The 12,700-nt window shown below is 67.2% G+C and carries 11 protein-coding genes; 7 read left to right on the top strand and 4 right to left on the bottom strand.

Annotated features, from left to right (window positions below):
* Positions 1 to 172 precede the first annotated feature (172 nt).
* The 4 genes from O3I_RS10125 to O3I_RS10110 all read left to right on the top strand — a co-directional run bounded on the left by O3I_RS10125 (position 173) and on the right by O3I_RS10110 (position 4,011).
* Positions 173 to 1,696, top strand: coding sequence for a multicopper oxidase family protein (locus tag O3I_RS10125; RefSeq protein ID WP_014982812.1), 1,524 nt, complete (start codon positions 173 to 175; stop codon positions 1,694 to 1,696).
* A gap of 121 nt (positions 1,697 to 1,817) precedes the next feature.
* On the top strand, positions 1,818 to 2,549 hold the full coding sequence (locus O3I_RS10120; RefSeq protein ID WP_014982811.1) for an ABC transporter ATP-binding protein: 732 nt from the start codon (positions 1,818 to 1,820) through the stop codon (positions 2,547 to 2,549).
* A 50-nt stretch (positions 2,550 to 2,599) separates the two neighbouring features.
* Positions 2,600 to 3,394, top strand: a complete 795-nt coding sequence (locus tag O3I_RS10115) for an ABC transporter permease (protein WP_029892685.1) — start codon at positions 2,600 to 2,602, stop codon at positions 3,392 to 3,394.
* Positions 3,391 to 4,011 carry a TetR family transcriptional regulator gene (locus O3I_RS10110; protein WP_014982809.1) on the top strand — a complete coding sequence of 207 codons (621 nt, stop codon included), beginning with the start codon at positions 3,391 to 3,393 and terminating at the stop codon, positions 4,009 to 4,011. The genes O3I_RS10115 and O3I_RS10110 overlap by 4 nt, the downstream gene beginning before the upstream one ends.
* Here the strand turns inward: O3I_RS10110 and O3I_RS10105 are convergent.
* Together O3I_RS10105 and O3I_RS10100 are read right to left on the bottom strand one after the other, a co-directional pair.
* Positions 3,995 to 5,212 (bottom strand): cytochrome P450, encoded by a 1,218-nt coding sequence (locus O3I_RS10105; RefSeq protein WP_041562530.1) that lies wholly within the window; start codon positions 5,210 to 5,212, stop codon positions 3,995 to 3,997. The genes O3I_RS10110 and O3I_RS10105 overlap by 17 nt on opposite strands.
* Before the next feature lie 21 nt (positions 5,213 to 5,233).
* Complete coding sequence (locus O3I_RS10100) at positions 5,234 to 5,431, bottom strand: ferredoxin (protein WP_014982807.1); 198 nt, start codon at positions 5,429 to 5,431, stop codon at positions 5,234 to 5,236.
* Positions 5,432 to 5,685: 254 nt separating this feature from the next.
* On the opposite strand from O3I_RS10100, the gene O3I_RS10095 reads away from it, so the two are divergent.
* Complete coding sequence (locus O3I_RS10095) at positions 5,686 to 8,793, top strand: BTAD domain-containing putative transcriptional regulator (protein ID WP_237748279.1); 3,108 nt, start codon at positions 5,686 to 5,688, stop codon at positions 8,791 to 8,793.
* 286 nt (positions 8,794 to 9,079) lie between these two features.
* Here the strand turns inward: O3I_RS10095 and O3I_RS10090 are convergent, their stop codons facing one another.
* Both O3I_RS10090 and O3I_RS10085 read right to left on the bottom strand, forming a co-directional pair.
* The gene (locus O3I_RS10090) at positions 9,080 to 9,724 is read right to left on the bottom strand and encodes a DUF4097 family beta strand repeat-containing protein (RefSeq protein WP_041562529.1); all 645 of its coding nucleotides are present in this window, start codon (positions 9,722 to 9,724) and stop codon (positions 9,080 to 9,082) included.
* A gap of 346 nt (positions 9,725 to 10,070) precedes the next feature.
* Positions 10,071 to 10,964: an MBL fold metallo-hydrolase gene (locus O3I_RS10085; protein ID WP_014982804.1), complete on the bottom strand. Its 894-nt coding sequence runs from the start codon at positions 10,962 to 10,964 to the stop codon at positions 10,071 to 10,073.
* Between the two features lie 131 nt (positions 10,965 to 11,095).
* Here O3I_RS10085 and O3I_RS10080 point away from each other — a divergent pair, with 131 nt between their 5' ends.
* Positions 11,096 to 11,299, top strand: a complete 204-nt coding sequence (locus tag O3I_RS10080; RefSeq protein WP_014982803.1) for a hypothetical protein — start codon at positions 11,096 to 11,098, stop codon at positions 11,297 to 11,299.
* Positions 11,286 to 12,671 (top strand): Asp-tRNA(Asn)/Glu-tRNA(Gln) amidotransferase GatCAB subunit A, encoded by a 1,386-nt coding sequence (locus tag O3I_RS10075; protein ID WP_014982802.1) that lies wholly within the window; start codon positions 11,286 to 11,288, stop codon positions 12,669 to 12,671. The genes O3I_RS10080 and O3I_RS10075 overlap by 14 nt, the downstream gene beginning before the upstream one ends.
* Positions 12,672 to 12,700: the final 29 nt, after the last annotated feature.

Below are 12,700 nucleotides of genomic sequence, written 5' to 3'. Positions count from 1 at the left end.
ACGACCCCTCGGCAACGTGACACCTCAGCACTGTGACCTGCACCACATCGCATAGCCGCAGTTCAGACGCCTTTCCGGGTGTCCGCCCCCGAGAACGCGGCTGTCGGAAATCAGGGCCGGCTCGGGACACTCCCGGATGCGCCGCCGCCCCGCCGATTCCTACCGTCGGACAATGTCTTCGGTTTTCCGGCCGCGCAGGTGGCGGCGGTTCGTTCTGATTCTCGGCACCCTGGCCGTACTGTTCGCGCTCACCGCCGGCGGCGCGGTCACGTGGGTTTTCGTGCACGCCACCGTGTCCACGGTGGGCAGCACGGAATTCCGCAACGAACTCGCCGTGCCACCCCTTGTGACGGGCCGCCTGCGCGCGGACGGCACTCGCGAGTTCGAGCTCGACATGCGTTCGGGGCGAACCGAATTCCGAGCCGGTCACGCTACCGAGACGTGGGGATTCAACGGCACCTACTTGGGTCCGACGCTGCGGGCGCGGCGCGGCGAGAACGTCGCGGTGACCGTGCGCAATCAGCTACCCGAGGCGTCGACCGTGCACTGGCACGGCATGCACCTCCCGGCGGCCATGGATGGCGGGCCCCATCAGATGGTGCAGGCCGGTGCATTCTGGCAACCGCAGTGGCGGATCGAGCAGCCCGCCGCGACGCTCTGGTACCACCCGCATCCACACGGCGCGACCGAGGACCATGTACGGCGCGGATTGGCGGGCCTGTTCCTGCTCGACGATGAGATCTCCGAAACACTGCCGCTACCAAAGAATTACGGCGTCGACGATCTGCCGGTCATCGTCCAGGACGTGAAGTTCCGTGGGGCCGAATTGGATTCGTCGCACGCGATTTTCCGCGACGTCGGTTTCCTCGGCGATCAGACCATGGTGAACGGCACCATGGCGCCCTATCGTACGGTCGGCGACGAACTGGTCCGGCTGCGACTGCTCAACGCGTCGACCGCCCGCACCTACACCTTCGGCTTCGCCGACGAGCGCGCCTTCGCCCTTGTCGCGACCGATGGCGGGCTGATCGAACGGCCGCTCTCGCTGGACCGATTACCGCTCTCGCCGGGCGAGCGAGCGGAGATCGTCGTGCGGATGCGGGCGGGTGAACGAACCATCCTGCGCAGCAACGAACTCGACGCCGGTCTCGACTTCTGGACCCAGCGCTTCGCCGGCGGCGACGACACCTTCGACGTCCTGGAACTCCGCGCCGCCGACACGTTGCGCCCGTCGCCCGAACTGCCCGCGGCACTGGCGCAACCGTCGACTCCGGACGGTTCCGATTCGGTCGTCGAACGTCGCTTCGAGTTGAACCTGTCCGGTATCAACGGGAAACCGATGGCGATGGACCGCATCGACTTCACCGTCACCCGCGGGACCGTCGAAACCTGGACCGTGCGCAACAACGACGGCATGCCGCACAACTTCCACATCCACGACGTGCAGTTCCGCGTGCTCCGCAGGAACGACGGACCACCGCCCGCTCATCTCACCGGCCCGAAAGACACCGTCTTCCTACCGCCGAACACCACCGTGCAACTGGCCCTGCGGTTCGACGGTCCGGCCGATCCGACGACGCCGTACATGTATCACTGCCACCTGCTCTGGCATGAAGACCGCGGCATGATGGGCCAATTCGCGGTGGTCGATCCGGGCGGTTCCGCCGTGCCCCCGCCCCCGCATCACGGCCACTGACGCCGCTTCCAACCACACGAGCGCAACACGCCGAGCAGATGCACCAGGGTCTTGCCTGGACAGGCATGCCGCGCTAAATTCATCACACAGTGAATTCAACACTTGATGAATTGAGGCGGCCATGTCGCAAACCCACTCCTCCGCGGCCGTGGATGTCCGGAACCTTTCCGTGCGGCGCGGCGGACGCCGAGTCCTGCACGATGTCTCGCTGACCATTCCGCGCGGCTCGATCACCGGGCTGCTCGGGCCGTCGGGGTGCGGGAAGACCACGCTGATGCGCAGCATCGTCGGTACCCAGATCGTCGAATCCGGCGAGATCTCGGCGCTCGGCCTGGCTGCGGGATCGGCGGCATTACGGCACCGCATCGGCTACGTCACGCAGGCGCCCAGCATCTACTCCGATATCAGCGTGCACGAGAACGTCGCCTACTTCGCGGCACTGTACGGGCGCGAACGCGCCGCCGTCGACGCGGCGATCCAGGCGGTCGGCCTCGGCGAACACGCCAGGCAGCGCGGCGACGAACTCTCCGGCGGGCAGAAGACTCGCGCGTCACTGGCCTGCGCCCTGGTCGCCCAACCGGACCTGCTCGTGCTGGACGAGCCGACCGTCGGCCTGGACCCGGTGCTGCGCGTCGATCTGTGGAAACAGTTCAAGGAGCTGGCCGCGGCCGGCACCACGCTGGTCGTGTCCAGCCATGTCATGGACGAGGCCGAACACTGCGATCGGCTGCTGCTCATGCGCGAAGGTCGCCTGCTCGCCCAGCTGAGCCCGGACGAATTGCGCGCCGAAACCGGCGAACAGAACCTCGAACGCGCTTTCCTCGCACTGATCACGATGGGACGGGCGGCATGAGCACCGACCATTCCCTCGCAGGCACTGCCCATACGACCCGAGGCCGCATCATGACCCGCAGCACCGAGTCCGCGACACGACGGACTCCCACTCTCCGCCCCTATCTCGCGACCACCACCCGCATCCTGCGTCAGCTACGCAACGACCATCGCACCGTGGCCATGATCGTGGTGGTGCCCGCGTTGCTGATGACGCTGCTCTACTTCATCTACAAAGACACCCCGCCCAGCCCGTTCAATCCGGTCTCGCTGTTCGACCGGGTCGGCATCAGCATGCTCGGCATCCTGCCGTTCATCGTGATGTTCCTGATCACGGCCATCGCCATGCAGCGCGAACGCACCTCGGGCACGTTGGAGCGGCTGCTCACCACGCCGCTGGCCAAGCTCGACCTGCTCGGCGGTTACGGCACCGCGTTCTCGTTGGCCGCGGCGGCCCAGGCCGGGGTGGCCTGCCTGGTGTCGTTCGGGCTGCTCGGGCTCGACTCCGCGGGCAACCCCGGCTGGGTGGTGCTGATCGCGGTGGTCGACGCGGTGTGCGGTGTCGCGCTCGGCCTGCTGGCAAGTGCGTTCGCGCGCACCGAATTTCAAGCGGTGCAGTTCATGCCGGTGGTGGTCGCGCCGCAGATCTTCCTGTGCGGCTTGCTCGTTCCGCGCGGGGAGCTGCCCGGCTGGCTGGAGGCGATCAGTAACGTATTGCCGATGAGCTATGCGGTCGATGCGCTGCAAGAGGTTTCGACACATCCGAACGCGACCGGCACGATGTGGCGCGATCTCGCGGTGGTCGCCGGGTTCTCGGTGGTCGCGTTGTGCCTCGGCGCCGCGACACTTCGGCGGCGCACTCAGTGAACGGTTCCCGAGGTCGCCCCGCGCGTTCCGGACGCCGGCCAGGGCAGTCCGGAGCGCGCGAGGCGATCCTGGACGCGGCCCGCGCCCGGTTCGCGGAGGCGGGTTTCGACAAGACCTCGATCCGTGCCGTCGCGTCGGACGCGGGCGTCGATCCGGCCTTGGTGCACCACTACTTCGGCACCAAACAGGAGCTTTTCGGCGCCGTCGTGCAACTGCCGGTGAATCCCGAACACACGTTGGGCGCCGTCGACGCGGCCCCGATCGACCGGCTCGGCGAAACCATCTTGCGCGGGGTGCTCGCCGTCTGGGATTCGCCGGCCGGCGCCGGTGTCGTCGCGATGGTGCGCAGCATCATCGCGGGCGGCGACACCTCGCTGGCCCGTTCCTTCATCCTCGAGGTCGTACTGGAACGGGTCCGCCTGCGCATCGCCACGCCGGACGACGACGGACGCCTCCGGGTCGCATTGGTAGGTTCCCAAATGATCGGTCTCCTGATGGCCCGCAAGATTGTCGGCATCGAACCCATGGCCTCCGCCCCCGCCGAAGACCTGATCACCGCCATCGCCCCCACCTTGCAGCGCTACCTGACCGGCGAGATAACTACACCGTCCAAGTGACCGGGAGTTCGTGGACGCCGTAGATGTTCATGTCGGTGCGCAGTTTCACGTCGGCGGCGGGGACGGCCAGTTCGAGGGTCGGGAAGCGGCGCAGGAGTCGCTCGAACCCGGCGCGCATCTCGATGCGGGCCAGCTGCTGGCCGAGGCACTGGTGGACGCCGTGGCCGAAGGACAGATGGCCGCGGGAGGTGCGATGCAGGTCGAGGTCGTCGGGGCGGTCGAAGCGCAGCGGGTCGCGGTTGGCGGCCAGCAGCGAGACGACCACCGTCGACCCCGCGCGGATGGTTTCACCGCCGAGTTCGATGTCCTCGGTGGCGTAGCGATAGAAGATGTCGGCGACGGACAGATAGCGCATGAGTTCCTCGACGGCATCGGGCACCAGCTCGAGGTTCGCGCGCAGTTCCGCCAGTTGCTCGGGGTGTTCCAGGAGCGCGAAAGTGCCGAGGGCCAGCATGTTCGCGGTGGTCTCGTGCCCCGCGAGCAGCAGCAGGAACGCGATTCCGGTCAGTTCCTCGATGGTCAGATCCTCCTGTTGGGCCAGGTCGGACAGGATGTCTTCACCGGGGGCGGCCCGCTTCTGTGTGACCAGTCCGGTCAAGTAGCCCAGCATCGCGCCGAACGCGGCCATCTTCTCGTCGAGCGTCTGATCCTTGACCAGGAACTTGGCGGAATTGACCTGGAACGTCTCGCGGTCCGCGTAGGGGACGCCGAGCAGTTCGCAGATCACCAGCGAAGGCACCGGCAGCGCGAACGCCTTGACCAGGTCGACCGGCGGCGTGAGCCGCGCCATCTCGTCCAACTGCCGCTCGGTGATCTCGATGATGTGTTCTTCGAGCATCTTCATCCGCCGGACGGTGAAGGCGCCGATCAACTTGCGCCGGAACCGAGTGTGCTCCGGCGGGTCCATCGCGATGAACAAGCCCGGCATCGGCGGGGACGGCTCGGTCGCGGCGGGCATGCCGGGGGTCTCGTACGGGACGTGCACGATGCCGATGTCCTGCCGAGAGCTGAACCGGGTGTCTGCCATGAGCTGCCGGACGGCGTCATAGCCGGTCACGAGCCAGCCTTCGTGACCGTCCGGGAAGATCAGGGGGCTGACCGGGCGAGCAGCGCGGAGCTGGGTGATCTCCCGGGGTGGATCGAAGGGGCCGGCGTTGCGTTCCATGGGGAGGCCGTGCGGGACTGGAACGGTCGTATTCATCAGGTTTCCTTTTCGTTTGGTTCAGTTGGCGACGAAGGTGATCGCGCCGGAGGGGCACATCTCGACCGCCTCGCGGACGGCCTGCTCCTGGTCCGGCGTCGGGGTGCGGCGCAGCGGCAGCACCCGTCCGTCCTCGTCGGCTTGGTCGAACATGTCCGGGGCGGTCAGCACGCACATGCCCGCGCCGATGCAGCGTTCCCGGTCCACCCTGAGTTCCATCAGTGACCCCGCTCGCCGGTGACCTGCACTGCGGGGAAGATCATGTCCCCGTGTGCCTTTCGCGGCCCGGGAACTGCAATCGCTGAACTGTTCACGAGTAGAACTGTCGCCGGGCTCGCTGACACCGACCTGATACCGGCCTGACACGGCGTCAGCTCGTCGCATCCGCCATGGTCAGACGTTCCAAGGCCGACCGGCCGCCCTGGAACCGTGCACGGCAGAATGGTCCGGTGCGGATCGGGATGCTTGGACCTTTGGAAATCCGATCAGACGACGGCGGATTGATCGAGGTACCAGGTGCTCGGTTGCGGGCGTTGCTGGTCGCGCTCGCGCTCGAACCCGGTCGCGTGGTGCCGAAAGCGACCCTGGTCGACTGGATCTGGGGCGAACAACCACCCGCCGACGCGGCCAATTCGCTGCAGGCGCTCGTCTCCCGGCTGCGGCGGGTACTGCCGGATGGGTCGCTCGACGGGCAGCCGGGTGGATACCGCCTGACGGTGCAGCCCGACGCTGTCGACGCCGTGCGCTTCGAACAGCTCCTCGATCAGGCTCGGGGCGGTACCGACGCGGACCGCGCCGCGCTGCTGCGCGAAGCTCTCGAGCTGTGGCGCGGAGCGCTGTTGCAGAACGTCGAGATCCAGGACAGCGAAGCCTTCGAAGCGATGATCACCCGGCTCGACGCGCTGCGCCTGGCCGCCATGGAGGACCGCTACGAGACCGAGATCCGGCTCGGCCGAGGTCCCGGCCTGGTGGCCGAGCTGACCGATGTGGTGGCGCGAAACCCGGTGCGGGAAAGGCTCGTCGGCGCGTTGATGCGGGCGCTGGCGGCGGCGGGTCGCAGCAGCGAGGCGCTGGTCGTCTTCCAGCGGGCCCGCGACGCGCTCGCCGACACATTGGGTGTGGATCCCGCGCCGGAACTGTCGGACCTGCATGTCGCGCTGCTGCGGGGCGAAGTGGGCGCGCAGCAGGACGACCGGCGCACCAACCTGCGCGCCGAATTGACCGGCTTCATCGGCAAATACGCCGATGTCGCCGTCGTGCGTGAGCTCATCGCGCAACATCGGCTCACCACGTTGACCGGGCCCGGCGGCTCGGGCAAAACCCGGCTGGCGGTCGAGACCGCGCGAACATTGCTCGAGGACCTGCCCGACGGCGCCTGGCTGGTGGAGCTGGCGCCCCTCGGCGGGGGTGCCGACGTGGCCCAGTCGGCGCTCGCCGCGCTCGGGCTCCGCGACGCACTGCTCGGCGGCCCGCCCGACGCCGAACCGATGGATCGGCTCATCGCGGCCCTGCGCGAGCGCGAAACACTACTGATCCTGGACAACTGCGAGCATGTGATCGAGTCCGCGGCGGCGTTCGCGCACCGCGTGCTCGGCGAATGCCGCAAGCTGCGGATTCTCGCGACGAGCCGCGAACCGTTCGGCATCACGGGCGAAGCGCTGTGGCAGGTGCTGCCACTCGCCCTGCCGGCTGACGACGCCGGGACCGACGAAATCGAAGCCTCCCCCGCCGTTCAGTTGTTGCGGGACCGGGCCGGTGCCGTACGCAAGGACCTCCCGGACGACGCCGCGGCCGTGGCGACCATGGCCCGCGTCTGCCGCGCACTCGACGGGATACCGCTGGCCATCGAATTGGCTGCGGCCCGGTTGCGCACCATGTCCCTCGACCAGCTGGCCAACCGGCTCGACGATCGGTTCCGGCTGCTGACCGGTGGCAGCCGGACCGCGCTGCCGCAGCACCGGACATTGCGCTCGGTGGTCGACTGGAGCTGGGAATTGCTCAGCGACGCCGAACGAGTGCTGCTGCGCCGGCTCGCGGTGTTCGCCGGCGGCGCGAGTTTGGCTGCGGCCGAACAGGTTTGCGCCGGCGGGGCGGTCGAGCAGTGGGAGGTGCTCGAACTGCTGACCGCACTGACCGAGAAGTCGCTGTTGCTCACGGCAAGCGACAGCGAGCCGCGCTACCGCATGCTCGAAACGATCAAGCAATACGCCGAAGATCGTCTCGTCGAAGCGGGCGAAGCGGATTCGACGCGGTGCGCACATCTCACGTATTTCACCGAACTCGCCGCCACCGCCGAACCCCGCCTGCGCCGCGCCGACCAACTGGAATGGCTCGCAACACTCGAGACCGAGCACGACAACATCGCCATCGCGATGCGTGGCGCGCTCGCCGCAGGCGATACGCCCGGCGCAATGCGGCTCGCGGCCGGCGCCGGTTGGTATTGGTGGCTCGGCGGGCACAAGGCCGAGGGTCTGGACCTGGTGACCGCGGCCGCCGAACTGCCCGGCGACGTGGACGACCCGACCCGGGCGACCGTATACGGGCTGGTGGTGCATTTTCTGAGCTCCGGGCGCAATGACGAACGCCAAGTGGCGGAATGGATCCGCAAGTCGTATCAGTTCAGCCGCAACGCCCGATCCGACCATCCGACACTGGCGTTCGCCACCGCCCTGGAACGCATCCTGCGCGGACCCGACGAATATTTGCCCGCTTTCGAAGCGTTGCTCACCGACGACGACCCTTGGGTGCGCGCCCTGGCCCGGCTGCAACTGGGCAAGATGCGCATCGTGCTCGGCCACGACGGGTCGGACGCACTGCTCGAACAGGCGCTCACCGAATTCCGCGCACTCGGCGAGCGCTGGGGAATCTCGTTCGCGCTGACCGAGCTGGCCGGCCGGCTCGCCACGCGCGGCGAATTCGCCGAGGCGTGTGCGCTTTTCGAGCAGGCGATCGCGGTGATCGTCGAAGTCGGCGCGATCGAAGACGTGGTCCGCATCCGTGCGCGCCAAGCCCAGCTGTACTGGCTGCTCGGCGACTCGGCGGCGAGTTCGAGGGCCCTTCGCGAAGCCGAGCGGTTCGCCGACCGGGCCGCCTGGCCGAACGCCGTTGCCGAACTGGCCTTGGCGAAAGCGGAACTGGCTCGCTGGCAAGGCGACGGCGAGCAGGCGTACCGCCAAATCGACATCGCGACAAGCGCATTGGGCAACGATGCGAACCAGTGGCATGTCGGCGCGGTGATCCACGACCTGCGCGGCTACCTCGCCGACGATCTCGACACCGCCCGAACCGAGCATGCCGCCGCGTTCCGGGCAGCCGCCGAAGCGGGCTACGCACCGCTCGTCGCCCAAATGCTGGTCGGTGTCGCGGATCTCGCGCTGCGCCGCGACCACGACGAGCTGGCCGCGCAGCTACTCGCCGCCCGCACCAGCGTGTGCGGACTCGCCGATCGCTCCCTGCCCGACGCGGGGCGAATCGAGGAGACAGTCCGTGCTCGCCTCGGCGAAGCGCGGTTCGCCGAGGCGACAAACGAAGGGACACAGGCGAACTACGAGGAACTGGTCGCGGCCGCACTCGCCGGGTGAGCGCTGCAGGTTCCGAGCGGAACTGGTCGCCGCCACGCTCGCCGGATGAGCACTGCAGGTTCTCGCCGGGTGAGCGCTGGAGGTTCCGAGACGCGGCGTACCTGCATACCTGCCGGGCAGCGGGCGCAGGCGCGCGTGCTCACCCGGTCGAATCCTCCTGGACGGCTGATCACCAGGTAATGGTGGCGGACCCCACTCGGCCGATGCCGCCACCATTACCTGGTGATCACTCGTCCAACTGTGGGCACAGGCGCACTTCCGGCGGCGAAGGAGAACTCCGCGCACACTAAGCGGCGACGGCGTGCCGAATGATCACGTTGCCGAAGGTATTCCGCGCATACACCTGCACGGTGTCCTCGTCCGCTGCCGGCCGATGCACCGCCCCCAGGTGGTTCTGCACAGTGCCCGACTTGGCGTCCACCTCCAGCCGCGCCGCACTACCCGGCCGGATACCGACCTCCAACTCCCCCATCGACGTCTCCAACCGCAGCACACCTCGCGCCGCATCACCAACGCGAACATCGCCTTTGGCGACCTTCGCCGTCACCGCACCTCCCGGCCGCTCGACGGTGATATCGCCCGCCGAAATCTCCAGATCGGACTGCCGCAGTTCCCCCACCACCAGCAACCGCCCCACTGCCGCACTGGCTTTCAGCAGCGAACCAGTGGGCACCTCGACACGCACCATGATCGACGGATTCCCGCCGAACGGCGTATACGTCCGCCACTGCTTCGGCGTCCGCACCGTCAAAACCCCTTCGGCGAAAGCAACTTTGGTCTGCTCGGCAGCCAGCACGTCTCCCTTCTTCGTCGCATCCGCAGGCCGAACCTCGACCACCGAATCCACCCGATCCGAGGCGATCACCGTCACATCTCCACTGAGCACCTCAACAGTGAGCGCAACCGGCTTCGGCGTAGTGAAAGTAGGCATAGCAGTACTCCTCCATCTGTGATTTCAGCTCCGGGTCCTGTCCCCGTCCTCGCTGACATGAACCACCCTCCCCACCCCACCTGACACGACCCTGACGCCGCCCTGACACGTCCTCTGAGACGGATCACTGATGCGAAATGTCGCTGCCATGCTCGATACGGTTGCTTGGCTCTGCGTGTGGACATGCAAGTTGATCAGCGACTAACCTGCGCCAAGCTCGTACTGCTCGACTCTTACCTGGCGGCATAAAACGAGCGCCAAGGGCTTTGGACAGCCGCTGCGACATGCATCGTCACCTGAGCGAGCTACAACTCACTGATCACTTCGGTTTCAATGGGCCGGTCGCTCAGTACCGAATCGGTTGTGAGTCGCTGATCGGAGACAACCGGTATCCACCTTCGTGCGATCGCACATAGCCGGCTGTCGGGTCCGGGAAATGTGTTCCGAGGAGCAAGGTTTCGGTATCGGCCAGCTCGCTGAGCAGGGCGCGACGGGTGGCCTCGGCTTGGCCGGGATCGATGTCGACACAGCTGGAGATTTCGGGATGGGACAGCTGGACGGGATGGTGCATGCAATCGCCGGTGATGACGGCTTCAGCTGAGCCGCTCCGCAATTCGACCGCGAGGTGCCCCGGCGTGTGTCCGGGCGTCGGGATCAGCCGGAGCGACGGCGTAATCGCGGAACCACTCGCCGGGACGTCGATGAGGTCGAGCAGCCCGGCGTCCTCGATCGGATGGACCGAGTCACGGAACATCTGGCTGCGCGCTTCGTCCATGTCATAGCTCGCCCAGAACTCACGTTCGGCACGCGCCGTGAGGTAGCGCGCATTGGGGAAGGTGGGCACCCAATTTCCTTGTTCCGCAACGGTGTTCCAGCCGACATGATCGGCATGCAGGTGGGTCAGCAGCACCAGATCCACCGCTTCCGGCGCGAACCCGATGTCGGCGAGGCGGGCCAGGTAATCGGTGTTCAGGTCGTGCCAGGCGGGATTCGCCCGGGTCTTTCCGTTGCCGATCCCGGTGTCGATCAGCACGCGCAGTCCGTCGACGAGCACCGCGAAACTGTGGCTGGCGAAACGCAGGATTCCTTGGTCGTCCGCGAAAGCCGGTTGCAGCCAGGGCTGCCCGGCGATCAGGTCCGGCGTGGCCGATGGCAGCAGCCACGCACCCGTTTCCGCCGCCAGGGCGAGTTCGTCCACCCGGTGGATCGTGAGGTCGCCCACCGGCCAAGCGGTCGACACGCCGGCTGTCCCTGTCGTCTGCATACCGTCCTCCACAAAAGCAAAGTGTTTGCTTTAACGAACCGTATGCCCTAACGTCCATTAACGCAAACCCTTAGCTTTTGTAGCTGTGACCCGCTGGAAGGTGATCGATGACCGCCGAGCTCAGCAGAGCCCCCGGAACCGCTGAATGGGCGGCGCGAGTGGACTTTTCGTTGCCGGTCGACCGCCGCGCGGAGGTATCCGCGACGCTCGACCACATCCTGTCCGTGGTCGGACTGTTGCGAGAACTGGATTTCACGGACACCGTCCCCGCGACCGTCTTCCACGCAGGCGGCCGCGATGCAACCGTATGAGCTGACGCTTGCCGACGCGTCCGCCGCGATGCAGGCCGGCCAACTTTCACCGGTCGAACTCGTGGATTCGATACTGGACCGCATCGAGCACGTCGAGCCCTTGCTCGGTGCGTATGTGACGGTGACAACCGACCGTGCGCGCACGGCGGCACGGCAGGCCGAGCGGGAAATTGCGCAACAACGGACGCGTGGGGCATTGCACGGCATCCCGGTCGCGCTGAAAGACCTGATCGACGTCGCCGGGCTACCGACCACGGCGAGTTCGCGCGTCCGGGCAGGCCACCGAGCCGAGACCGACAGTGCCGTCACGACCCGCTTGGCCGCAGCGGGCACCGCCTTGCTCGGCAAAACCCACACGCACGAGTTCGCGTACGGCCTGACCACACCCCAGACGCGCAACGCTTGGAACCTCGAGCGGGTTGCCGGCGGCTCGAGCGGCGGTTCCGCGGTCGCGGTCGCGGCGAGCGCGGCGACCTTCGCCCTCGGCACCGATACCGGCGGCTCCATCCGGGTGCCCGCCGCCCTCAACGGCGTGGTCGGGTTGAAGCCGACCTACGGCCTGGTCTCCCGACACGGCGTCACCGCGCTGTCCTGGTCACTGGATCACGTCGGACCGATCACCCGCACCGTCGCCGACGCGACGCTGGCCCTCACCGCCCTAGCCGGCCCAGACCCCCGCGACCCGGCCAGTCTGTCCCACACCGCCGACTATCGACTCGACACCGATATCGACCTGCGCGGTCTGCGCATCGGCGTGCCCGTGAACTACTACTTCGACCGCGTCGAGCCCGGCATCGAGACCGCCGTACGGGCCGCTATCGACCACCTGTCCGGACTGGGTGCCGAGCTCGTCGAGATCGAGATCCCGATGACCCGCTACATCAAAGCGATCCAATGGGGACTGATGGTGCCGGAAGCCAGTGCCGTGCACGAAAATTCGTTGCGCAGCACACCTGACCGCTATGGTCCGGACGTCCGGAACCTGTTGGAGGCAGGCACATTTCTCCCGGCAGCCGACTACCTGCGCGCTCAGCGCGCCCGAACCCTCTTGCGAGAAGCCGTCATCCGCCTCTTCAACGACGTCGACTTGATAGCCGCACCGACCGTCCCCGCAACTGCCGCCCGCGCCGGACAGGACGAATTCCATTGGCCCGACGGCACAGTCGAGACCGTCGCCGACGGCTACGTGCGGCTCTCGGCACCGGCGAACATCACCGGAATCCCCGCCATGACCATCCCAGTCGGACACGACCCGGCCGGTCTGCCGATCGGCATGCAGCTCATGACCCGGCCCCTCGGTGAGCCGTTGCTGCTGCGAGCCGGGCACGCCTACGAGCGCACCACCGTTCGTCAGCCGCTACCGGTGCTGTGAACGTCCCGCACGAGCCCATTTAAGGTGGA

This window comes from Nocardia brasiliensis ATCC 700358, from assembly GCF_000250675.2.
GTDB lineage: Bacteria > Actinomycetota > Actinomycetes > Mycobacteriales > Mycobacteriaceae > Nocardia > Nocardia brasiliensis_B.
This window is presented reverse-complemented; position numbering and strand designations above follow the sequence as displayed.

Excerpts from the sequence above, each read along its gene's own strand:
- O3I_RS10125 (WP_014982812.1), top strand. The coding sequence starts at position 173 with ATGTCTTCGGTTTTCCGGCCGCGCAGGTGGCGGCGGTTCGTTCTGATT.
- O3I_RS10120 (WP_014982811.1), top strand. The coding sequence starts at position 1,818 with ATGTCGCAAACCCACTCCTCCGCGGCCGTGGATGTCCGGAACCTTTCC.
- O3I_RS10115 (WP_029892685.1), top strand. The coding sequence starts at position 2,600 with ATGACCCGCAGCACCGAGTCCGCGACACGACGGACTCCCACTCTCCGC.
- O3I_RS10105 (WP_041562530.1), bottom strand. The coding sequence starts at position 5,212 with ATGAATACGACCGTTCCAGTCCCGCACGGCCTCCCCATGGAACGCAAC.
- O3I_RS10100 (WP_014982807.1), bottom strand. The coding sequence starts at position 5,431 with ATGGAACTCAGGGTGGACCGGGAACGCTGCATCGGCGCGGGCATGTGC.
- O3I_RS10090 (WP_041562529.1), bottom strand. The coding sequence starts at position 9,724 with ATGCCTACTTTCACTACGCCGAAGCCGGTTGCGCTCACTGTTGAGGTG.
- O3I_RS10080 (WP_014982803.1), top strand. The coding sequence starts at position 11,096 with ATGACCGCCGAGCTCAGCAGAGCCCCCGGAACCGCTGAATGGGCGGCG.
- O3I_RS10075 (WP_014982802.1), top strand. The coding sequence starts at position 11,286 with ATGCAACCGTATGAGCTGACGCTTGCCGACGCGTCCGCCGCGATGCAG.